Consider the following 22,546-nt stretch of genomic DNA (forward strand, 5'->3'; position numbering starts at 1 on the left):
CACTCCAACTCTACACAAAGACAACCGATATAACTACTTCCGCGGTGAAATCCGTTTCCCAGCCGAATTGGATGATAAATTTGGGGTACAAACAAACAAAAGCCGATTTTCACTAGACCCTGAACTTCGGGACCAGCTAAACGAACGCCTAGAAGGTATACTCACAAGCTTAGGACGTGAGATTCAAAACGAAAGAGCAGATGTTCGTGCAGGTTTAAATAACAGAGATGTTGGAAAAGAGAGCACGTCTGAGAAAATTGCCAACAAAACACTAGAGCGACTACGACCAAGTTCGTACACGCCAACCGAAGAGGAATTAGAAGAACAAGAGCAAGAGAAAGAGCGCCAAATCCAAGAAGTAGAAGATTCAGAATTAGATGATGATGAGAAGCAAGACCGAATAGACGAGATACGACAACGGTTCCAGAGAGATCGGTCAATTAACAAAAAAATAGACGTCCTGGGTAGTGGGAATTTCTATGAGATGACTCACAAGGGTTCTCAGATGGATGTCACAATCAATAGAGAGCACCGGTTCTATCGGCAAGTATACCAAGAAGCCGAATCGGAGAACCCCGAATTACAAGTCTATCTTGATCTCTTATTATACACACTTGCACAAGCAGAGGACATGTATTATACAAACGAAAATGTCAGTCGATTCTACAGTCAACAGAGGCGAGAATGGTCCAGCATTATGGCTGCATTTTTAGAAGATTCAACAGATGAATTAGACGGGTAACCAATTCAGAAATTGGTTTTCTGACAACAATCGGCTGCGAATTGTTAAGCATGGTTTTGTCGTCGTTCATCTGGTCTTCTGTAACTAACCAACTGTCTTGATTGAGTCTGTCACATGGTTTGCTCTAGGGTGTCACCACTCTTCGTCAGATACTCTGTTCTTCATTCTCACCAACCGCTCTCGTGTCTCACCACTCGTCGACCCGATTAGTTCCCGATCGGGCCACGTGTGAATAGTCGGTCCACCGAGTTCCGCAGCTACATCGCGAACCATCTGAATCTGTTCAAGCGCGTACTCAACCCAGGTCTCTCGGTCGAGTAGTTCCTCAAACGTTGACGCTGCTGCTTCGAAGTCGGCGTCGCGTAGTGCGTCAACGCACAGCTCGAAGTTCATCCCTCGGGGGTTGATGGGTTCGTGGAAGACGACCTCGGGGTCGATAGCACGGAACCAATTGAGCGCTTCGCGGATGTCATCGCGGTCCATTGTCGGATACGTGGGGGAGAACGAGACGAAGCGACGAATATCGTGCCGAAACGCTTGGTCAAGGACTTCCCACCGAGCCTGTGGCGGTGGTGCATTCGGCTCGATAGCCTTCACGAGAGCCGTGTCAAAGCTGGGAATCGAGGTGCCGATGCTTACGGCGTCGCCAGCACGCTGGAATAAATCGAAGTCACGAGTGATGTTCGGACTTCGGGTGAGAATCCGAACCGATGCACCGGCACTCGTGAGTTCATCAACGACGCCGCGAGTGATCTGTGCGGCGCGTCTATCCTGATAACAGTCGGTCCCGCTGGAGAGCATAACAATACCTCGACCACGGTCTGTCGTTTCCCATGTCTCCGGTGGTCGTTTCTGGAGGCCCTGATGGACGCGCTCCGGGAGGTCATCACGGTAGAGGACATACTGGCCCCACTCAGCCTGTGGGTCCTCAACGCCCGCCTGTGACTGCAGATACTCGTCTCGACTGTCGATGGCCGGTGTGCTTGGGACGTAACAGAACTTGCACCCGTGTCGACAGCCAGTTGCGACATTGACGACGTAGTCGCAGAGGCTCTTCTTGAATAGCTTCGACTGGCTGAGGACGCTCTTCGTCGTATCAACGCCCATGCGAAGAGAGCCGCGCTCGGTATGGTCGACAGTCGTTGCGCAGTCCCAACACAGGAGGTGACCATCTTGGTCGGTGCTGAACCGATCATTGATTTGGTTGCTACACTCGTGACAAACGAGACCCTGCTGCCAGAGGTTGATTCGCTGCCCGTGTCGACGCTCAGCCTCACGAAGTTCGCCTAACAGCGGATCTTTACCGAACTCCTCACGAATTGCGCCATCCTCGTCGACGAGTTTGATCTCTCTGTCGTACCAGCCACCATCTGGATCTCGCTCTGTCTCGAGGTGCATTGGCGCTCACAACTATGTATCAATCGGCTAACTCCTAATAGTTGAGTAAATAGTAGAGTGAAAGTAAAACTGGTCAGAGTGTTGCCAAGGACTACTTGGAATTTAAGTGCCTATCAACCAATCTCTGATTAAAGTATCATGGCCTACTGTGTGGTGCGAATAACTACTCAGGAGTGAAACTAAACAACACAATGAACAATACTCGAACCGGAGAAGACCCAACAAAAGCAATACTGAGCGAGTCGGGACTCCATTCCAAGCATCTCTGTGACTACGTCGTTAACGTGGCGACCGGGTGCAGGCACGGCTGTAAGTTTTGCTACGTACCGAGTACTCCAAACATTCGTACTCGACCAGATATGCTTGAAGAGGAATTGAGTGTCAAAGATACCCAACGAGAGTGGGGGTCCTATGTATTGTACCGTGATGAATTAGGTCAAAGGCTGAGAGAACACCTTCCAAGAAAACGTAAGTGGAAACGAACAGAATTCGGGCGGGGCGTAGTTGGCATATCGTTCTCTACAGATTGTTATATGGATGGGAGAGCTGGTGCGATCACCAGAGAGGTTGTTGACGCTCTCACTACTCATGAAGAATACGCGAGAGTGTTGACCCGGAATCCAATACTTGCACTGCAGGACCATGACGTGTTTGTTGAGGGTGGTGAATACGTTACAATTGGGTCATCTATCCCGTCAATGAATGACGAGCACGTCGCAGCTATTGAACCTAGTGCACCTGCTCCGCAGCACCGCCTGAGAGGTTTAAAAGAATTCAATGAATTAGGTGTCCAGACGTTTGTGAGTATGAGTCCCACCTACCCAACAATGGACAGAAGAGACATTCGTAAACTACTAGTGCAGATTTCGGAGTGCGATCCGGCAGTGATTTTCCACGAGCCAATCAATCCACGGGGTGCGAACTTTGATATGACGGTTGAAGCAGCACGGGATGCTGGAGAGGATGAACTGGCGGACGCTCTCGCTGAGCTAAGGGACGTAAGTACGTGGGTTGATTATGCTATAGATCACTTACAAACTGTTCAAGAGATTGGCGAAGAACTGGGGCTACCGGTTCATCTCTGGCCGGACAAAGAACTAATTAAGCGTACCAATGATGAAACATCAAATTGGCTTACTGAATGGCGAAATAGACAGTCTCCAGAGCCGTTTGGCAATCGTGAGTTACCAACAGAAACTGCACCAAAACTAGAAACCGTAGTCAGCTAAGGAACTTTGTTTTTGGAATTGTAGTAAATCATCAAGTCCGTATCCACTAGATTTGTTTCCGTCTTTCAGATGTGGTCTGTGCACAACATCTAGTTCCCCTCTTTCACTAAGAATATCAAAAGCAGAACGATAGTGAGTTAACTTAAATATATTCTTGTCAAATGTTACTTCCAACAGGTCTCTAAAGGACATCTCTTCATTTTTATATCGATCGTGTAATGAATTTGCAAAATCCTCAACTTGTTGGTCGAAGTTATCAGTTCCCCCAAACTGAGTGAACGACATCTGGCTATCATCGTACCCACTATGATCTGGACCAAGGTATGCAAACTTGTCATCAGCGCCGGCATTATACATTGTTTCTTTCATCACCACAAGGCCATCAAGTTTGTTTGTGGCATGAATAAGGTAATAGCATATCTGTCTCTTACTCTCTTCTTTCATCTCAAACGGCATGGTATATCTCGCACCAGCTTTGGTTCGCAACTGTCGTTGATAAAAAGATGAAAACTTCTCAGCACGTTCGTCCTTTGACAGAGACGGACGTATCTCAGATTCCCAATCAGGAGTTCCAAGTGTTTTTGTTATCGCTTGTTTGTGATTCTGATCTTCCATCCACTGGGCCATCTTCCCAGCCATGAATGTGATCAAGACTTCCCATGCACCATCACGCAATTGATACAACTCAGAGATTGTATCGAATGGAATTCCACTATAGCCGAACGGGTCAATAAAGATTAGACCAGGTGGAGGGGTCTTTGAAGTGTGCTCCTGAATGAACTCATTAGCCCAAGACTCAAAACCAGTCTCTTTGCATGTGGCGGAGATTCGATCATCAACCTTCTTTCGCTTAGCGTCCACTTCTTGGCTAAGTTGCGCGTGGTTTTCTGGTTCAAGTTCTACGAAAACACACTTAACCTCCTCAATACGATCAAGCGATTTCACAATGGCATCTGCCATATCCATCGCCAATAGCGGAGATCCCTCTGAGTCATCAGTATATCTTCCGGGACCAGCGAACCCGTCCACAAATAGTAGGGTAGAATCAACCTGACTGATCTTTCTGAGCCAAGGTTTCAGATATGCTTTGAGAATACGATGTTTCATTTCTGTCTGGCCCTTCATCTCAAACTTATTTTCGTCGTCGTCGTCAAGCATGGTTCAGATGAGTCGACTGGTCAAGGCCAGGCAGTTTATAGTCTTATTGGCAGCCTCCTAGATGATAAAAGTTCACACGATGACACATTATCAGTAATATAATTATCTTTTATATTCGCAACCTTCTTTCAGCTTAGCAATTAAATCTCCTCTCAAACTGGCTACCAATAGTTCTAATCAGTTTATCAGAGAATTACGATTAGCAGAACAGATATGAGGAATCTCAATCTATTGTCTCTATTGAAAACCTCATAATATCTGGCGATTTTCTGGGAGCAAGTTACCAACAGCATCCGCGGAAACCATGGGAGGAGCAACTCACTCTAATGTCAACGTTGAATGAGTTCAACAGATCCACATGACGTGATTTGGACCGATAATATATCCATACGGCCAATCCGGACACAACCCAACCAACCCTTTCTAACCAACCGGCCTCGGTTAACGTGCCGTGCTCACGAACAGCGAAACACCACAGAAACAACTACTCGTCGTCGACAGGCTCCAACGTCGAGGCGTCCAGCTCCTCGTCCAAGTACGCGAGTCCGTCGTCGGTGATACCGTAGAGACCCCGACTGATTCGGGTGAGGAGACCGTGTTTCACGAGTTTCGAGCAGCGAGTACTCGCGTGATCGGGGACAGGGCCACCGAGTTCGTTAATCGCTTGCGGCGTCAGATTCCCGTGTTCCCGAATCAGTTCCAAGATTCGGTCATCAGACGGAACCATCCACTCAGCGGCCTTGCGCATGTTATCAGATGAAGAGTCTACGATGGGCATATTTGCACCGATTACTGGTATCTAACAAGACTTCACAGATAGTCGTTCAGGTATCAAGGTTGTTCACTAAGACTTTCTGAGTAACGGTTAAGTAGAATAGACTATAACGAGGGATTGGAAGCCATGTTCGCACAGCAGTAGAGTGCGACGGGTGCTGGAACACCCGCCACGTGGCTTCCGAATCGAGACTTCCGAAGCCATGTCCGAATACACGCACGACCGACTTAATTCGTCGGTCACACGGCCAGCAGCAGCACCGAACCAATCGAACTGCCCCGTCTGCACTACGTCCATCGAGGGCTTCACCACCTCGGCTCCCGGCAGACACACCGTCGTCCCGTGTGGGTGCGAACTCGGATTCGTTCGCGCGAGCGACCTCACCGGAGGAAACCAATGAGCGACTGGGAATCGCCGGTCCCCGACGCGCAAGCGAACGCCGGCGCGAACGAACTCGCCGTCACGCTCGACATCGAATCGACGACCGTCAGGGAAAGCATCTCCGCAGAGGTCGAAGACCGCGTGAACCACCTCTACGTCGAAGCCTCCCTAGGCTCGGTCATCTTCGAGGTCGGCGAGGAGTTCCGAAGCCTCAGTACGGCGACGACCTTCACGCCCGAACAGGCCCGAGCGCTCGCGACCGCGCTGGAAGCCGCCGCCGAACGCGCCAGCGAGTTCCGCGACGGACTCATCGTCCGCAAGTACAACCTCGCCGGAGGCGACGAATGATTCCCACCGAGGCCGTCCCGCCGCGGGGGAACTGCGGGCGCTTCGAGGCCGAGGTCGACGAGGACGCCGACACCGACCTCCCGGACCACCTCGTCCCGGTGACGAATCCGAACCACACCGCCTACTGCACGGTCTGCGGCTTCTGGATTACCGTCGGCCCGGACCGCACGGAGTACGGCCACGGTCGGGCGGCCAACCGCGGTCCCGACGAGGACGGTGAACGCCGCGACTGTCCCCACCGCCCCAACCGGAGGGTCGACCCATGAGCCGCGCCGAGTCGCCGCCGCGCGACACCCTGACCGATGAGGAGCGCGAGCTATTCGAGCGGCTCTACGAGCAGTTCAAAGACGACGACATCGGGCGCGTGTTCGAAATCGCGCTTCAAGCCTCGTCGGAAAGAGAGAATCGAGAGGCCAACTCGTGAAGCTCCTCGGTGTCCATCATCGCCGGGCGCTCGTCGAGCGTCCGCCGAGCGCGCAGCAGGTCCCGACGGGTGTCGGCGTCGTCCGCCTCGACCACCTTGTCGTCGATGGCGGTGCCGATGCGGTCGAGGAGTTCCTTCGACTCGATGTCGAGCGACTGGTTGCAATGGATGCAGAAGCCGCGCTCCCGCGGCGTCTCCTTCTCACAACGCGGGCAGGTGACGGGCGCGAGCTCCTTCGTCTCCGTCTCGACGGCTTCGAGACCGTGCATCGCCGCGTACTGAATCTCCTGTGTCTCGCCGGAGAACTTCGCGACATACCGGGAGATGACGGGCGACCCGCGGGCGCGACCCTGTCGGTCCTCGATGAACGCTTGGGACTTCTCGCGCGTCGAGAGCCAGTAGGCGTTCGACTTCCGGAAGTTCGTCGGCGTGACGGGTTTTCGAATCTCGGCGCGCTTGCCCGCGGCCTTGAAGCACTGGAGGAAACGCGTGTAGCTGAACCGCTCGGGTTCGGTGAGCTTCGTCCAGAGGTAGTCTTCGTGGTCGCCGGGGTGTTCGGCCAGCCAGCGCTTGACGTACGGGACGGCCACGATGAGGTGGACGTCGTGTTCGCCGCGCTTCCCGTCGACGCGGACCTTCAGCGAGTGCTTGCCGTCCGTGATGTCCTCAACGCGCATGTCGTACAGTTCGCCGCCGCGGAAGCCGCCCTCGAACTGCAGCGCGATGAGCGCCTTGTCGCGGGGGTTCCGCGCCGCCTCGATCATCGGCTCGACGTCGCGTTCGAGGTCAAGCATGTCGGCCTCGTCGGGTTCGGGCTGGTAGTCTCGGCTGGTCTTCGTCGAAATCCACGAATGCGTGTCCGGAATGTCGTCCCCGCGGGTGACGTGCTTCGCGAAGAGTCGGAAGGCGACGCGGTAGTCGCGGTTCGTCTCTTGGGAGCCGTCTTCGATGTCGTAGGTGCTGTGAATCCAGCGGACGACGACCTTCGCGGCGTCCTTGGCGTCGTAGAACGTCTCCTCGTCGTCGGCATCGCCGTCGCGTTCCCGCACGAGCGTCTCATGGAGACACGTCTCCGCGTTCTCGCTGATGCGGACGTTGTGCCTGAGGAGCTTCTCGTGTCGGTAGTGACCGTAGTCTTCGCGCAGCAGGCGAAGTTCGTCCGAGAAGTCGAGCAGGAGTTCGCGGTCGCGGTCACAGCCGCCGCGGGTTCCGTTCCGGAGTTTCTTCCGGAGGGTCGCGACCGACTGCTTCGGGTCGGAAGGCATGTGAGAATCGACAGTCGATGGGCTGGTAAAGGTTCAGTTGAGAGCCCTCCACCGGCTCTTTCTACCGAACACAGTACGATTGAAGAGCCTCGCGTGGAGGGATTTGAGCCAGCGAGCAACGTGGAGCGTTGCGAGTGTGGTTCACAATCCCCTCCACGGGCTTCTACTGATTCCTTCATCATCCCACAACTTAACCTCGGAGACAGAGGTCTCCGGTTTGGCGGTGGTCGCGCGTGATCACTCCGTACTCAGTCAGCAGCGGAAGACGATCCGGCGCAGTGTCCATTAATCGACCAACCGAGCTCCTCGACAACACGATGTGAACTCACCGTACTCACGAAATTCCGCTAAATCCACACATCCTCGCAAAACCGAACGACGATACTGACAACTAATTACTGTTTCTAACAATCTCAGAGCATGAATACCACATAAACAATTATGTTAGAATCGCGCGTTCTCCTAGGTAGCTCGCGACATACACAGTAGCCAGACATACACTAGTGGTGGGTGCCTCTGACAATGGCTACTGTCGCGAGCCCCCATCGCTTTGGCTTGGCAGCGATTACTCGCTTTCTCAGATCGTCATCAAACATGACAATTGGATAAACAGTTATGGCTACTGTGGCCGTACACTGACATGCCTCGCGGCGTGGAGGGTGTCCCGACAAATCAGCGTGGTGGTGGGGTTCCCATGGATGAGCCACCGTCGCGGGGGTTCCCTTTGTCGCCCCTTTTGCAGCGTGTTTGACGGCCATTCTCGTCGGTCAGTTGCACCGAGCGTGGGTAGACCATGCTCGTCGTACACCGCAGACTCGGGACAGTGGCCGGTCGGCGAAGAAGGCGTTCCGAAAGCCACGACCGAGACCGCACCGGACCACAACGTCGAGATTCGGCGGCCCTCTTGGCTCTGAGCGACACGGAGCGGGCCGGAACGAAGAGCAACTCCGAGGGTTCGGCTTGGTACTCGCCGACCGTCTGTTTCTACTGGTCAGTCATCGTCCGACTTTCGGGGTGACGGACGACCCAATCAACGGGGACGCCGAAGGGACGCTCAAAACCCGATGTGTGACGTCGAACTCGGGATATCGTCGTCTTCGTCGTCGTCCTCGTCTTCACCGTTTTCCGCCGCGCCCTCGTAGAGATAGGTGTACTCGTCGTCGGTCAGGAAAACGTCGCCATCGGCGACTGCGATGTCCACGTCCGGGAGAGCGGTACCTGCCGCTTCGCCGTTTTCGCATGCACCGGAACAGGCGTCGAACATCGACCCGTGTTTCGGACAGATAATCTCGCCGTCACGTATCGCCGCGCCGGTCCCGCGGTCGAACCGCTGATTCTCGTGAGTGCACGTGTTCGGCCACGCTTCGATGCCCGGCCCGTCGTCGCACCGGACGAGGATGAGCTCTTTCGTCCGCGAATACGCGTCCTCCGCGGTGAACAGGTACGACCCGTTTTCGGGGACATCGTCCACAGCCGCGACTCGTGTTCCGTTGACCATCGGACACAGCTATCGACCGTGTCGAAAAGTAGCTATCGGCGACGACGCCGGGGAGTTCGGGTCCGGCCCACCGATTACGCCGACGTAAATCGGTCCCACACCACGCGACAGTCGCTACAGAGGAATCCCGTGAACTCGTCTACCGCGTGTCTCCGGACCGTCGTATCTCGTCCGCAGCGTTCGCACCACATACCCACTCGTTCGAGGGAATGTCGTATTGTTATGAATCTCATATCCGCTGACTCGACGCTCGACGGGCGGAGGGACAGAATTCGAGTCTGCGGCCCACCGACTCAGCGGTCCGTGTCGGGGTTCACGCCGCACACGCCCGCGTCGTCGCCCATCTTCTCCACACCGGGTGCGAACCGACCCAACTCCCACGTGGGGTCGTGTCCGGTCTCCGCGCGGTGTTCTTCGATTCGGAGACGCGCGTCCGCGAGCTTCGAGAAGCGCTCTTCGAGGCCGCACGTCGGACAGGAAACTGTCGCACGAGGAATCGACATCAGTCGAACGAAACGCGGCAGTCGAGAAAGTTCCGTCGGGTCCGTCCACGAGAGATTTCAAAAAAGTGGTCGCCGCCGTGTGGAAGTCAGCCCATAACGAGACTCATCCACCGGTTACGCCGCACGAACTCCATGTTTTCGAGGTAGGCGTCGACGCCGAGGATGCGGCCCGCGCCAAACGCGCCGAGGCCGAACAGCAACACCGCGTAGACGATGTGGTCGTCGACGACCCAACCGTGGGCCAGCGGAAGCCCCGCGAGGATGCCGCCTTCGAGCGCTGCTGCCCAGTAGAACAGCATCATAACCGCGCCCCAGAAGGCGCTGAACCGGACGAATGCGCCGAGGATGAGGGCTAATCCAGCGAGTGTCAAGCCCCACATGTTCAGCATGTCGATGAGCGGACTCCCCGCCATCGAACTCCACAGCCCCATTAGGGGGTTCCCCTCGGGAATCGCGTTGGCGAGGTAGCCCGCCGCAGTCCAGTTGTTCGAGGGGTCCGCATCGAGATACGTCACGAGCTTCGTGATGCCACCTTGGAACAGCGTCCACCCCATCACTACTCTGAGGAGGAAAAGCGAGTAGCCTACCCACCGCTCCGAGTAGTCGAATCGCACCGCGCGTCCGAACATCTCCGTCTCTAGTGTACGACTATCGGTTGACATACGGAGGTAATATTTTCCTCCACTACAATAAAGTGTGTTGGGTAATCTCACACAATGGGTATCGGCCGACTCACCGGAGGTCACGCCGCTTATCATCGCCCGCGACAGAACACGAACATGCTCACCTTCATCGGTCTCGGTCTGTACGACGAGCGCTCCATCACCGTCGAAGGGCGGGAGGCGCTCGCGGACGCCGACCGCGCTTTCGCTGAGTTCTACACGAGTCACCTCGTCGGCGCGACCGTCGAGGAACTCGAATCCTACCACGACATCGACATCGAGGTCCGCGACCGCGCCGGCGTCGAACAGGACCCAGAACCGATACTCGACGCCGCGGAAGACGACCACGTCGCGTTCCTCACCGCCGGCGACACGATGATTTCGACCACGCACGTCGACTTGCGTCTCCGAGCCGAAGAACGCGGTATCGAGACGCGACTCATCCACGGTGTGACCGCCCAGTCCGCCGCCAGCGGTCTGACCGGTCTCCAGAACTACCGCTTCGGGAAAGCCGTGACGCTCCCGTTCCCGTACGTTCACGGCGGCGACCCGGTGCCGAAGAGCGTCGTCGACTCCCTCGAAGCGAACCGCGAACTCGGCTTGCATACGCTCGTCTACCTCGACATCAAGGTCGACTGGGAGGGTCGCCGCGGCGTCGAGGTCGACGGCGACCAGTACATGACCGCCGACTACGCCGCCGAACTCTTCGCCGAACACTGGGACGGCGACGCCCTCGGCGTGGCCGTCTGCCGGGCCGGGAGTCCGGACCCCGTCGTCGCCGCGGACCGACTGTCGGCGCTCGCCGAGCGCGACTTCGGCGAACCGCTGCACATGCTCGTCATCCCCGGCGAGGTCCACCACGTCGAGGCCGACGCGCTCTCGGCGCTCGGCGGCGCGCCCGAGGAACTGTTCGACGACGAAAACTGAAGAGAAAACGGGACGGACCGACTACGCTCGCCCGTCGAGCCCTAACTCGCTTCTGAGGTCGTACTCCTCGCCGGTCACCATGTAGAGCACGTCCTCGATGACGGTGAGGAGTTCCGGCACCTCCTGTACGACGAGATACGTGATGCCGACGAGCGCGACGACCGCGAGCGCCTGGCTGATGATGCGGTCGGAGATGAAGAACGACACCATGTAGGGGTCCGACGAGCCGAAGAGGAACAGCACTTCGTCGACGAACAGTTGGAAGTACTGCTTGCCGACCGAGATGGTGATGAACGTCGTCCGAAGCAGGTTCAGCGCGTAGATGATGGGGACGGCGATGGCGAGTCCGCGGAGTTTCCGGCGCATCGGGGCGTCGACGGCGGCGATGAGGCCGGCGAAGATGGCGATGCTCCCGAGGCCGGTACAGGCGAGAACGACCGAGATTTCGATTCGGTGAGAGCCCCGCATCCACAGGAACGTGTTCAGGTAGCCCTCGTCGCCGGGAATCATCTGCGGCGTGTACCCGAGCGATTCGATGAGGAAGCGCGTCTGCGCCGCGACGGACTCCATGAGAATGCCGCGGGGAGCAGGGATCGTCGTCCCGAACAGCGTCAGCGCGGGAATCGTCTCGAAGGGGAGGTAGACCACACCCATGGCGGCGACGGCCCGCGAGAGGACGAACAGCGTGTCGCGGCCGTTGTAGAGGAGCCACCCGGCGTAAAGCGACGCCGGGACGGCGGCGATGGTCAACAGACCCTCGATGTAGCTCTTGTGAACGAGCGTGAAATGCGGGATGAGTTGGAGCCAGAAGACCGCAAACAACACCCACGCTGCGGACATCACCCGCCGCCCGAGGTCGCGGTTCCGCCCGTTGACGACCGCGCCGGCGACGAAGGTTCCGATAACCACCCACGCGAGGATGTCGGAGAGGAGACCGGGCATACGTGTTTGATGCGGTGGAGCGAATAAATCCCTTGTCGTTCCGGGCACGGGGGCCGTCCGACCGACCGCACAGCGCCGCCGCTGTGTAGGCAGTCGATAAAGAAGTGTTGAGGGGACCGGGAGAACCCCGGTAGTGGATTAGCGGTCGTTAGTTGTCGCGGCGGACTGCGAGGAGCGCAGCGGCGACGAGCGCGACGAGGGCGACAACGACACCGAAGCCAGGCGTGCTGGACTCGGTGGTCTCCTCGGTGGCTTCCTCAGTCGGCTCTTCGGTCGCGGTTGCCGTTTCCGTGGACTCCTCGGTCGACGCTTCCGTGGTGGTCGTTTCCGTGGATTCCTCGGTCGTGGTCGTCTCCGCGGCCGTGGTCGTCTCCATGGCTTCGCCGACGATGCCGTCAGCGGTCGCGTCAGCGGCCGTGCCGGAGTCAACCGAAACCGTCACTTCGAACGTGTCGTTGACGTTCTGCTCCGAGAAGTCGAACGCGGAGGAGAACGTACCGTCAGCCTGTACGTACACCGAAGCCGTCTTCAGGAAGCGCGGCTGGGTGTCGCCGTCGGACTTCACGCGGATGGTGAGTTCCGTTCCGGGGGCGACAGTGGCCGTGCCCGAGATGGACTGCTCGGCGGCGTTGGAGACTGCGAACTCGTCCTGGTCGAGTTCAAGTTCGGGTTCGACGACTTCGAACTCGTCGGAGGCCGACTCGTCGTCTTCGGCGAGGTCACCGTCTTCGAGGACGGTGAACGTCGCGTTGAACGCGTCGTCGTCCTCGACTTCGTAGAGCGTCGAGGTGTTGTCGTAGTAGTCCGTGCGCGAAGCAGAGATGTCGTCGAGGTCGTAGACGATGAAGTACGTGTCGTTGGCACCGTCAGCGATGATCGTGGCGCTCGAGCTGTTGATACCAAGGACCTTCGCGTCGCGGTTCGGACCGGGGTTCGTCTGCTCGACCGTGAGGTTGAACTGCGTGCCCGAGAGGGCGTCGAAGTTCGACGCGTCGAACGCGCCTTCGAGGCCCGTCGCGGTGACCTGCGTGACGACGACGTCGCCGTTCGCCAGCGAGTCCGTCTGCGTCAGGTTCTCGTTCTCAATTGCGTCGTAGACGTCTTCGGTCTCGGTGATGTCAGCACCCGTGGGTGCCGTCCAGGTGGAGACACTCTCGGTGCTGCGCTCTTCGAGGACGAGCGTCGCGACGTTGTCCGCGTCGCCGCCGGTGGAGACTTCGAGGTCGTAGTCGCCGGCGTCGAGGGTGTCGCTGCCGGAGATATCGGTCGAGATATCCTGAACCGTGTACTCGTCGTCGCTGTCGTCAACGTCGAACGAGGAGGTCTTGCTCGGCGCGTAGGTGTTGAACAGGAGCACGACCTCGCCGTCGTTGTTGTCGTCGGTGACAGAGACGTTGGCGCTGTAACCGAGCTCGTTCGCACCGATCTGAATCTCCGCGTCGTCGGTGCCGTCGAGCGTGACGGTGATTTCGGCGACGTCGCCGACCTGTTCGCTGATGACGGACGACGTGAAGTCACCCGAGGAGTCCTTGGCCTTCGAGACGGTGACCGTGTCGGACTCGAGCGTGACGCCCGAGAACGCGTCGGTCGCTTCGACCGTGTACTCGCCAGTTTCGACCGAGCTCAGGTTGAAGTCGGCTTCACCCTGCCCGTTGAGCGTGACGGTCGTCTCGGTGCCGTCGACCTCGTCACCGTTGTCGTCGAGTGCGACGACGTCGACGGTGCGGCCGCCCGCGTTGGCCGAGACGGTGCCTTCGATGCCGTCATCGGTCGTGATGTTCAGGTCGTCAACGGTGAGCTCGAAGCCGAGGTCGCGAACGGCAACCTGGGCCTGCTGCGCACCGCCGATGGTGAACTCGTAGGTGTCGAGGGCCTTACCTTCGGTTTCGAAGAGGAAGACCTGACTGTTCTCGCCGGTGGAACCGGAGAACTGGTAGCTGTTGTCGTCGTCGGTGCCCTCCACTTCGACGTCGGTGTTCGTCGCACCCGCGACGACCGCGACGGTGGAGCCCTGGTAGGCCGTGTTGTTGGAGTTGTTCGCGACGTAGACGGGCGCGAAGGTAACGTCCTCGGTGCCGGTGGCCGCGTTACCGGAGGAGTCGGTCACGTTGTACGTGACTTCGAGGTCCTCGGTGTAGACCTGGCTGAGGGTGACGTTGACCTGTCCGCCGGAGACGGACGCGGACTGCGAGAGGTTCGTCTCGCCGTCGGTGACGTTCATCTCGACGACCGAGACGTCTTCGTCGAAGGCAACTTCGACCTTCGGCGTACCGTCGTCGTAGTGGATGGCGGAGCCGAAGTCAGCAGGGTTGGCGGTGTTGATGGTGAGTTCATCGTAAACCTCCTGCTGCGTCGTACCTGCGGTCAGGCTTGCACTCTCTGCGACAGAGACGTTGTAGTCGCCCGTAGAAACGCTCTGCGGGATAGAGAGCGAAAGGATGTCGTTAGTTCCGGACGGAGACGACTCCGTAGTGGATGGTTCACTGGAGTTATAATATCCGTCGTCGTTCAGATCAAGCCATGCGTGAACGCTGTCGTTACCGCTGGAGTCAACTGTGACTTCAACGGACGCAGATGGGCCTTTGTCGACGGTATCAGAAGATACCGTTGCCGACGTAGCCGATGCGGCAGCAGTGCCCGTAAACGCGATGGACCCGGCGAAGACCGAGAAAACCATCAGCGCAGCGAGCAGAACCGCGCGAACTTGTTTGTTTGCTGTCATTGTTATAGATGTGTCTATAAGCGGCGAAACAGCTTTCTACCCCGTTCGCCCGTGGGTAGGTCGGGCGCGGGATTACTCGCTGACTTTCACCTTGGGTAGGGGTACGAAAGCGACTCTCCTGAGCCGAAGTAAATACTTTGTGGAAAATATCTCTAACGAGAATGTCTTACAAGACGAACGTTCAATTAAAAGACAAGAAAAGACCGATGTTGAAAATACTATATGTTATTCCGGTGACTCGAAGTCGGACGGGATGACCTCAATTTCGTGGCCGTCGGGGTCCTTCGTGAACGCGAACATGTCGTCGCAGGACTCGGGGTCGCGGTAGTCCTCGGCCTCGCGCTCCATGAGCGTCTCCCAGTAGTCGTGGAGGTCGTCGGCGCTGACTGCGAGGTGACCCCACGCGTCGCCCATCTCGTAGCTCCGGCCGTCGTAGTTGTAGGTGAGTTCGACGGCCATCGCCTCTTCGGCCGCGCCCTCGGGCTTCATGAAGTAGTTCGCGAAGGTGTCGGACTCCCAGCGGCCGGTGTGTTCGTAGCCGAACTTACGGGTCCAGAAGCCGAGCGCCTCGTCGGCGTCCTCGACGCGAATCATCGTGTGGTCGAGGCTCCACTTCGCGCCGTGGTCGCGCTTGACGATTTCGACTTCGTGGCCGTCGGGATCCTTGACGAACGCGTAGCGGCCGCCGCAGGACTCGGGGTCGCGGTAGTCCTCGACGCCCTCGTCCATGAGCTGCTGGTAGGAGGATTCGAGTTCGTCCTCGGGGACGCGGACCGCGATGTGGCCCCACGCGTCGCCCATCTCGTAGGTGTGGTCGCCGTGGTTGTAGGTGAGTTCGAGGACCGCGCCCTCCTCGTGGAGGTCCTCGGGGCCGAGGTAGACGTTGGTGAACGTGTCGGCCTCCCAGCGACCCTTCTCCTCGTAGCCGAGATGGGTCGTGTACCAGTCGAGCGACTCCTCGAGGTCTTCGACGCGAATCATCACGTGGTCGAGGGTTCCGGACATACCCGAGTGATGTGTCGCGTCGGCGAAAAACGTACCGAACGCGGAACCCACCGTCGATGGTTGCCACACGCCGTCTACCGGAACTTTTCGGTCCGTTGCGAGGTGCATAAGTACTCCCCGAAGTTACGATTCAGCAGTGTCTCCGGTCCCCAACCCCGTTCGCCTCCTCATCCTCGGCATCGGGCTCGCGCTCGCCCGGCTCGGTCTCCTGGACCGTGAGCGCGCCGTCCGTATCGCCGACCTCTCGTGGCCCCGCGTCGTCACCGGCATCGCCCGGATGTCGAAGAACGCCGTCGACGTGGCGATGGTGGGGATCGCCTCGGGGACCGTCGCCATCACCGGCGTCGGGTTCGCCGGGCCGTACTGGGGGCTCGCCTTCGCACTCGGTGGCGGTATCGCGGGGGGAACCATCGCACTCGTCTCCCAGCGCTTCGGCGCGGACGCGATAGACCAGTTAGGACTCGCGGTGCGGTCGAGCGCGCTCTTAACTGTCGTCGCCACGCTCCCCGTCACGGCCGTCTTCTGGCTGTTCCCCACCGAGCTCATCTCCGTGCTGAGCAGCGATCAAGGGGCCATCGAACTCGGGGCGGCGTACCTCCGAATCGTCGGTCTCGGCGTCCCCTTCGCCGGCCTGAACCTCATCGGAAGCCGCGTCCTCGTCGGCACCGACGACGCGTACACCGCGATGACGCTCCGAGCGAGCGGCGCGGTCATCAACATCGTCCTCAACGCGGTGCTCATCTTCGGCCTCGACATGGGCGTCGAGGGCGCGGCGCTCGGAACGGTCCTCTCGAACGTCGTCGTCGCCGGCGCGTTCGCGGTCGGCCTGTCGCGGGGGTCGCTCCCCGGCGTCGGGGCGTTCCCCGTCACCATCGATCCGTTCGGGTCGTTCGTCGACCCCGGGACGCTCATCGACCTCGTGAAAATCGGACTTCCCGTGATGGGTCGCGGACTCGTCTGGACCGTCGCCGAGTTCCCGATGCTCGCTATCCTCGACAGCTTCGGGCCCGACGTGGTCGCGGCGTTCGTCATCGCCCGCCGCATTTGGGGCCTGATGAACACCCCCGGCTGGGGCTTCGGGCTAGCGTCGTCGAGTCTCGTTGGGCAGGCGCTCGGCAAAGACGACGAACAGACCGCCGAGGTCTACGGCAACGAAGTCATTCGGTTCGCCGTCGCCACGTACCTCGTCTCGGCGGCGCTCGTGGCGATATTCGCCCGCCCTATCGTCCTCGGGTTCGTGGACAACCCGGCGGACCCGGCGGTCCCCATCGCCATCGACCTTGTCTACGTTGCCTGTATCGCCGTCATCTTACAGGGCGTCTCCGGCGGCTCCGCGGGTCCGCTCGACGCCAGCGGCGACACCCGCTGGACGTTCGGCAGCCAGTTCGTCGGGATGTTCCTCGGGTCGATTCCACTCACCTACATCGGCTCCGTCACTTCGCTGGGGCTCACCGGACTCTATCTGGCGTTCCTCGCCGAGACGACGATTCCGGCGGCGCTGAACTACTACCGCTTCAAGACCGGGACGTGGAAGGCCGTCAGCAGAAACTACCGCCCCAAGACGGCCGCGGACGACTGAAGCGGCGTCACCGGGGGTCGCGCCCGCCCACGCGTGACCAATATATGAATCCTGCCACGGCCCACAGGAGAACGGTACCGACCGGCCACGCGGTTCGACCGGGTTGGATCGAAAAGCCGCGGGCGACCTCTAACTGAGTCACGCCGGCGAGCGCGAGCCCGGCCGCGGTGAGTCGAACGTCCTCGCGGTCGAACAGCGCGCCCGAGAGCGTGCTTCCGAGCGCGACGAGATAACAGGCGACGCCGACCGGCCACACGAGGATGTAGTCCGGAAGCCCCATCGTAAACCGCAGGAAGAAGTCGGTGATGGTCGTCACGCTCCCGGTCGAGGGGCCAACGATCCCCCACGGGAACAGGAGCGTGAGGGCTCCGGTCGTGAACGTCTGGACGGACCACGGAACGAGACCGAGGACGAAGACGAGGAATAGCTGGAGGCGGCGGCGCGCGGGCGACCGCGAAGCCGACCGAGCCGCCGAGTCGGTCGTCACCGCTGGGCGATAATTCGAAGCACGTCCTCGTCTGCGAGGACGTGGTCGCGGCCGACCTGCTGGTCGTCGTGTTTCGCGCTCGGGCCGGAGACGCGGGCGAACCGGAACCGCTCGTCGAGTTTGGCACCGAGTTCGTGGATGGCGTCGTCGATGGTGTCGCCCTCGCGGAGGACGAGCGGTTCGTCGTAGTCGACGCCGCGGCCGGGTTTGTCCATGTAGATGCGGATGAGCCCGAGGGCGTCCCAGATTTCCTCTTTGAGCGCGTCGAGTCCCTTCTCGGCTTCGGCGCTGATGAACGTGACCTCGTCGGGGTCGAGACCGACCTCGCGGAGGTTCTCCTCGACGGTCGGAAGGTAGTCCTTGTCGATGAGGTCGGCCTTGTTGACGGCGACGATAGAGGGCAGATAGACGCGGTTTTTCATGATGCCGTCGACGAGTTCGTCGATGGTCGTCTCGCCGCGGAGGGTCACTTCGGCGTTGACGAAGCCGTGCTCGCGGAGGATGCCCTTGATGGTCTCCTCTTCGAGGTCGACACTGTCGCTTTTGGTCACGTTGATGCCGCCTTTGCCCTTCTTGTTGATAGAGAGGTTCGGCGGCGACGTGTCGAGCCGAATCTTGTTGTTGTAGAGTTCCCGTTGCAGTCGCTCGTAGCGCTCTATCTCGAACACCGAGAGCATGAACACGACGAGGTCGGCGGTGCGGACGACTGAGAGGACTTCCTTCCCGCCGCCGCGCCCGCCCGCGGCCCCTTCGATGAGGCCCGGCACGTCGAGTATCTGGATGTTCGCACCCTTGTATTTCAGCATCCCCGGGTTCACGTTGAGCGTCGTGAACTCGTACTCGCCCGTCTCACTGTCGGCGTTGGTGAGCGCGTTGATGAGCGTCGATTTGCCGACGCTGGGGAAGCCGACGAGCGCGACGGTGGCGTCGCCGGTCTTCTCGACGGCGTACCCTTGGCCGCCGCCGGCCGAGCTCTGGTTTTCGAGTTTCTCTTTCAGTTCCGCGAGTTTCGCCTTCAGCCGACCGATGTGCGCCTCGGTCGACTTGTTGTACGGCGTGTTAGATATCTCCTCGCGGATATCTTCGATCTCCTCCTCCAGTCCCATCGTCAACAGTTCCGCCGCGTCCGTCGAAAAACCCTTTCCTTCCGCGCGGCAGATTCCGCCTCGCCGACGCGTCGGATATCGCGCCGGTCTCGCGTGCGCGGAGAGACGAGTTTCGGCACGGTTATACACGACCCCTTCGACCGCCCGATGAACACCGATGCCCGACCCCCGGACGCTCCGCGACAGCACGCAAATCGTGCTCCCCTGCGACCTCTTGGAGAGCGTGCGCGACGACCTCGAAGCGGAGTTCATCGTCTCCGTCCACCGAAAGGACGGCGGCACGTGCCGAATCATCGGGAGCCCGGTCGAGATTCGTGCGGTCAGCGACTTCCTCACTCGGCAGGGCATCTCCCTGCGCTAGTCTCGGTTCCGAAGGGCTTGTTACCACACAGTCCAACGGGCGGGTATGGACGAAGCGCCGGGACTCTCCGACCAGTACCGCACGGCCAGTCCGTGGCCCGTGTTCATCGCGCTCGGGATACCCATCTCCGAGTTGGGTCTGTTGTTTGGCCTGTTTCCACTCGCCGTCGGCGGACTGCTCCTGTTCGGCGGGAGCGTCGTCGGCATCCTCAAGGAGTCCGGCTACGTCACCTCGACGATTCGCGCAGTCACCGCGCTTGCGGTCATCTTCCTCGCGTTCGGCGCGGGACTCGCGTTCACCGACATCGCCCTCGTCACCCGCGGCTACGCGGTCATCGCGGCCGCGATTCTGCTGGCGGTCGGCGGCATCGTCTTCGAACTGTTCGTCCGCGAGCAGCGACAGACCTTCTGACCGCCGCGGACGACCCTGCGGACGACCGCGCGACCGTCCCAACCCACCCCGGACGGACGAGAAACCAACAATCTATTTGAACGGCGTCCCCGAGTGTCTCGATATGGCAACCAAGACGTTCGACAAGGAGACCATCCTCGACCTCACGGTCAACATGGTTCCGCTGGCCATCATCCTGTTTTTCGTGGTGGCTTTCACCTTCGTCAATCCGTTTGGGTTCGAATCGCTCACGTCGGGGCTCCAGTACACGCTCCTCATCGCGCCGTTCGTACTCCTCGCCGCGCTCACCTACCTCTCGGGGAAGGCCATCGCGGGCTCCGAGAAGGAAGGCACCGTCTACGCGCCCGGACAGGCGACCGTTCCCGGCGCGAAGCCGCTTCACGAAGAAGAGAGCGAGGGAGCGGCCGAGCTCGAAGAATCGCCGGATGACGACGCCGTCGAAGCCGCGGACGAGACGGCTTAAAGCACCTCGAATCGCAGGGCAGTCCCGAATCTTTCATTACCCTGCACTACTCAGGCACTTCCATGGAGGTTAACGGACAGTTAGCACTGACGGTGCTCATGGGGGTCTTCCTCATCGCCGTCGCCGCGTGGCTCGCGCGGGTCGAAGACTGGCGGTCGTACACTCCGCTCGCGGGCGGAGGCACGGTCGGTGGTACCGCAGAGCAGTACGTCTCGGAGGAGAAACCATCCGGGGTCATCCGTTGGTTGACGACGGTCGACCACAAGGACATCGGGATGCTCTACGGCGCATACGCGCTCGTCGCGTTCGCCGTGGGGGGTCTCATGGTCGTCCTGATGCGGATTGAACTGGCCGACCCGTCGATGACGCTTATCTCGAACACGTTCTACAACTCGTTGCTCACAAGCCACGGGATTACGATGCTGTTCCTGTTCGGGACGCCCATCATCGCCGCGTTCTCGAACTACTTTATCCCGCTTCTCATCGGCGCGGACGATATGGCGTTCCCGCGTATCAACGCCATCGCCTTCTGGCTCCTGCCGCCGGCGGCGCTGCTCATCTGGGCCGGGTTCTTCCCCATCCCGGACGTCATCCCGGCGCAGACGGCCTGGACGATGTACACGCCGCTTTCCGCCGGTGTCGGCTCCGGCAACCAGATGAACGCCGGCGTCGACCTGATGCTCCTCGGCCTGCACCTCTCCGGTGTCTCGGCCACGATGGGTGCGATCAACTTCATCGCGACCATCTTCACGGAGCGTAACGAGAAGGTCTCGTGGGCGAACCTCGACATCTTCTCGTGGACGATTCTGACCCAGTCGGGGCTCATCCTCTTCGCGTTCCCGCTTCTCGGCAGCGCCATCGTGATGCTGCTTCTCGACCGGAACTTCGGCACGATGTTCTTCTCGGTCGACGGCGGCGCGATTCTCTGGCAGCACCTGTTTTGGTTCTTCGGCCACCCCGAAGTGTACATCCTCGTGTTGCCCCCGATGGGTATCGTGAGCCTCGTGCTCCCGCGCTTCGCGGGCCGTCGGCTCTTCGGGTTCAAGTTCGTCGTCTACTCCACGCTCGCCATCGGCGTCCTCTCGTTCGGCGTCTGGGCGCACCACATGTTCGCGACGGGTATCGACCCCCGGCTTCGCGCCTCGTTCATGGCCGTCTCGCTGGCTATCGCGATACCGAGCGCGGTCAAGACGTTCAACTGGATCACGACGATGTGGAACGGGAAGATTCGCCTCACGACGCCGATGCTGTTCTGTATCGGCTTCGTCTCGAACTTCATCATCGGCGGCGTGACGGGCGTCTTCCTCGCGTCGATTCCGGTGGACCTCGTGCTCCACGACACCTACTACGTCGTCGGACACTTCCACTACATCGTCATGGGAGCCATCGCCTTCGCCGGTTTCGCCGGACTCTACTACTGGTTCCCCATCTACACCGGCCGGATGTACCAGGTCACACTCGGTAAGTGGCACTTCTGGCTCTCGATGGTCGGGACGAACCTGACGTTCTTCGCGATGATTCTGCTCGGCTACGGTGGCATGCCGCGTCGCTACGCGACCTACCTGCCGCAGTTCGCGACGCTCCACCAGGTCGCCACGGTCGGCGCGCTCATCCTGCTCGTCGGCCAGATCATCTTCGTCTGGAACTTCGTCCAGTCGTGGCTCGAAGGCCGCGAAGTCCAGGACGGCGACCCGTGGGACCTCGCCGACGACGACCTCGTCACGGCCGAGTGGACCTGGTTCGAGCGCAAACTGGAGACGGCCGTCACCGACGGCGGCGAAGACGAGACCGAACTCGCCACCGACGGCGGGCAGACGGTCGACGACGCGGATGCGGACGCGGGATCCGCGGACGACGCGTAGTCGACGCCGCTCGCCGGCGTTTCGGTTTCATTTTTCGGACGCTGTGTTTCGAGAGCGAACGCGCCCGGCGACGCCGACTGTCCGTGCGTCCGCGCTCGCCGTAACTGCCGGTCCCTCTCGCGCGACGTTCACGACCCCGTCAGCGCCGCCGCTCGCGGGCGACGGTGGTCACGACTTGGGAGAAGCGGTCGCTCTCGGCGGCGGCGACGCGGAAAAGCGGCGGGACCTCAGACGACGAGGAGGACGCCCGTCGCGAACATCAGTATCGCGATGGCCCCGAGCACGAGTCCGAGGATAT

23 protein-coding genes are annotated in these 22,546 nt (G+C 59.7%); 11 read left to right on the forward strand and 12 right to left on the reverse strand.

Translation table 11 applies throughout. From position 1 onward, the window contains the following. Positions 1 to 742 (forward strand): hypothetical protein (locus tag NKF06_RS08910; RefSeq protein ID WP_253245189.1); only part of this gene is annotated, 742 nt, incomplete at its 5' end. 132 nt (positions 743 to 874) lie between these two features. Here NKF06_RS08910 and NKF06_RS08915 read toward each other — a convergent pair. After that, complete coding sequence (locus tag NKF06_RS08915) at positions 875 to 2,140, reverse strand: radical SAM protein (protein WP_253245190.1); 1,266 nt, start codon at positions 2,138 to 2,140, stop codon at positions 875 to 877. Between the two features lie 191 nt (positions 2,141 to 2,331). On the opposite strand from NKF06_RS08915, the gene NKF06_RS08920 reads away from it, so the two are divergent. Beyond that, entirely contained in the window at positions 2,332 to 3,369 is a 1,038-nt protein-coding gene (locus NKF06_RS08920) for a radical SAM protein (RefSeq protein ID WP_342766457.1), read from the forward strand. Here the strand turns inward: NKF06_RS08920 and tcmP are convergent. Continuing rightward, on the reverse strand, positions 3,349 to 4,527 hold the full coding sequence (gene tcmP / locus NKF06_RS08925; protein WP_253245192.1) for a three-Cys-motif partner protein TcmP: 1,179 nt from the start codon (positions 4,525 to 4,527) through the stop codon (positions 3,349 to 3,351). The genes NKF06_RS08920 and tcmP overlap by 21 nt on opposite strands. A 484-nt stretch (positions 4,528 to 5,011) precedes the next feature. Beyond that, the gene (locus NKF06_RS08930) at positions 5,012 to 5,305 is read right to left on the reverse strand and encodes a type IV toxin-antitoxin system AbiEi family antitoxin domain-containing protein (RefSeq protein ID WP_253245193.1); all 294 of its coding nucleotides are present in this window, start codon (positions 5,303 to 5,305) and stop codon (positions 5,012 to 5,014) included. A 393-nt stretch (positions 5,306 to 5,698) separates the two neighbouring features. Here NKF06_RS08930 and NKF06_RS08935 point away from each other — a divergent pair, with 393 nt between their 5' ends. The 3 genes from NKF06_RS08935 to NKF06_RS08945 are packed head-to-tail and all read left to right on the forward strand — an operon-like array spanning position 5,699 to position 6,455. Continuing rightward, entirely contained in the window at positions 5,699 to 6,031 is a 333-nt protein-coding gene (locus NKF06_RS08935) for a hypothetical protein (protein ID WP_253245194.1), read from the forward strand. Then, positions 6,028 to 6,297 (forward strand): hypothetical protein, encoded by a 270-nt coding sequence (locus NKF06_RS08940; RefSeq protein ID WP_253245195.1) that lies wholly within the window; start codon positions 6,028 to 6,030, stop codon positions 6,295 to 6,297. The genes NKF06_RS08935 and NKF06_RS08940 overlap by 4 nt, the downstream gene beginning before the upstream one ends. Continuing rightward, complete coding sequence (locus NKF06_RS08945; protein WP_253245196.1) at positions 6,294 to 6,455, forward strand: kinesin; 162 nt, start codon at positions 6,294 to 6,296, stop codon at positions 6,453 to 6,455. The genes NKF06_RS08940 and NKF06_RS08945 overlap by 4 nt, the downstream gene beginning before the upstream one ends. On the opposite strand, the gene NKF06_RS08950 is transcribed toward NKF06_RS08945, so the two are convergent. The 4 genes from NKF06_RS08950 to NKF06_RS08965 all read right to left on the reverse strand — a co-directional run bounded on the left by NKF06_RS08950 (position 6,413) and on the right by NKF06_RS08965 (position 10,335). Further along, positions 6,413 to 7,720, reverse strand: a complete 1,308-nt coding sequence (locus NKF06_RS08950; protein WP_115828059.1) for a tyrosine-type recombinase/integrase — start codon at positions 7,718 to 7,720, stop codon at positions 6,413 to 6,415. The genes NKF06_RS08945 and NKF06_RS08950 overlap by 43 nt on opposite strands. Positions 7,721 to 8,774: 1,054 nt before the next feature. Further along, complete coding sequence (locus tag NKF06_RS08955; RefSeq protein WP_042663208.1) at positions 8,775 to 9,218, reverse strand: Rieske 2Fe-2S domain-containing protein; 444 nt, start codon at positions 9,216 to 9,218, stop codon at positions 8,775 to 8,777. 293 nt (positions 9,219 to 9,511) lie between these two features. Continuing rightward, entirely contained in the window at positions 9,512 to 9,721 is a 210-nt protein-coding gene (locus NKF06_RS08960; protein WP_058828111.1) for a hypothetical protein, read from the reverse strand. An 86-nt stretch (positions 9,722 to 9,807) separates the two neighbouring features. Then, complete coding sequence (locus NKF06_RS08965; RefSeq protein WP_198526062.1) at positions 9,808 to 10,335, reverse strand: DoxX family protein; 528 nt, start codon at positions 10,333 to 10,335, stop codon at positions 9,808 to 9,810. Between the two features lie 165 nt (positions 10,336 to 10,500). Here NKF06_RS08965 and dph5 point away from each other — a divergent pair, with 165 nt between their 5' ends. Then, positions 10,501 to 11,310 (forward strand): diphthine synthase, encoded by an 810-nt coding sequence (gene dph5 / locus NKF06_RS08970; protein ID WP_253245197.1) that lies wholly within the window; start codon positions 10,501 to 10,503, stop codon positions 11,308 to 11,310. 21 nt (positions 11,311 to 11,331) lie between these two features. Here the strand turns inward: dph5 and artA are convergent, their stop codons facing one another. The 3 genes from artA to NKF06_RS08985 form a co-directional block, all read right to left on the reverse strand. After that, positions 11,332 to 12,252: an archaeosortase A gene (gene artA, locus NKF06_RS08975; protein ID WP_058828109.1), complete on the reverse strand. Its 921-nt coding sequence runs from the start codon at positions 12,250 to 12,252 to the stop codon at positions 11,332 to 11,334. Positions 12,253 to 12,400: 148 nt separating this feature from the next. Beyond that, a complete protein-coding gene (locus NKF06_RS08980) occupies positions 12,401 to 14,974 on the reverse strand; it encodes an ArtA-dependent S-layer glycoprotein (protein WP_253245198.1) in 2,574 nt (857 codons plus the stop codon). A 225-nt stretch (positions 14,975 to 15,199) separates the two neighbouring features. After that, positions 15,200 to 15,979 (reverse strand): VOC family protein, encoded by a 780-nt coding sequence (locus NKF06_RS08985; protein WP_058828107.1) that lies wholly within the window; start codon positions 15,977 to 15,979, stop codon positions 15,200 to 15,202. 136 nt (positions 15,980 to 16,115) lie between these two features. Between NKF06_RS08985 and NKF06_RS08990 the strand changes: the two genes are divergently transcribed. Beyond that, entirely contained in the window at positions 16,116 to 17,558 is a 1,443-nt protein-coding gene (locus NKF06_RS08990) for an MATE family efflux transporter (protein WP_042666070.1), read from the forward strand. Between the two features lie 7 nt (positions 17,559 to 17,565). Here NKF06_RS08990 and NKF06_RS08995 read toward each other — a convergent pair whose 3' ends face one another. Next, complete coding sequence (locus NKF06_RS08995; protein ID WP_253245199.1) at positions 17,566 to 18,045, reverse strand: TIGR04206 family protein; 480 nt, start codon at positions 18,043 to 18,045, stop codon at positions 17,566 to 17,568. Continuing rightward, complete coding sequence (locus NKF06_RS09000; protein WP_004971103.1) at positions 18,042 to 19,151, reverse strand: GTP-binding protein; 1,110 nt, start codon at positions 19,149 to 19,151, stop codon at positions 18,042 to 18,044. Before NKF06_RS09000 ends, NKF06_RS08995 begins: the two co-directional genes overlap by 4 nt. 157 nt (positions 19,152 to 19,308) lie before the next feature. On the opposite strand from NKF06_RS09000, the gene NKF06_RS09005 reads away from it, so the two are divergent. The 4 genes from NKF06_RS09005 to NKF06_RS09020 all read left to right on the forward strand — a co-directional run bounded on the left by NKF06_RS09005 (position 19,309) and on the right by NKF06_RS09020 (position 22,248). Continuing rightward, positions 19,309 to 19,512 carry a hypothetical protein gene (locus NKF06_RS09005; protein WP_042666063.1) on the forward strand — a complete coding sequence of 68 codons (204 nt, stop codon included), beginning with the start codon at positions 19,309 to 19,311 and terminating at the stop codon, positions 19,510 to 19,512. Between the two features lie 45 nt (positions 19,513 to 19,557). Continuing rightward, a complete protein-coding gene (locus NKF06_RS09010) occupies positions 19,558 to 19,923 on the forward strand; it encodes a hypothetical protein (protein WP_058828104.1) in 366 nt (121 codons plus the stop codon). Between the two features lie 103 nt (positions 19,924 to 20,026). Then, positions 20,027 to 20,386 (forward strand): DUF6684 family protein, encoded by a 360-nt coding sequence (locus NKF06_RS09015; protein ID WP_042666081.1) that lies wholly within the window; start codon positions 20,027 to 20,029, stop codon positions 20,384 to 20,386. A gap of 98 nt (positions 20,387 to 20,484) precedes the next feature. Then, entirely contained in the window at positions 20,485 to 22,248 is a 1,764-nt protein-coding gene (locus tag NKF06_RS09020; protein WP_253245204.1) for a cbb3-type cytochrome c oxidase subunit I, read from the forward strand. The last annotated feature ends 298 nt before the right edge of the window (positions 22,249 to 22,546 follow it).

The organism is Haloferax sp. AB510 (assembly GCF_024136985.1).
Lineage (GTDB): Archaea > Halobacteriota > Halobacteria > Halobacteriales > Haloferacaceae > Haloferax.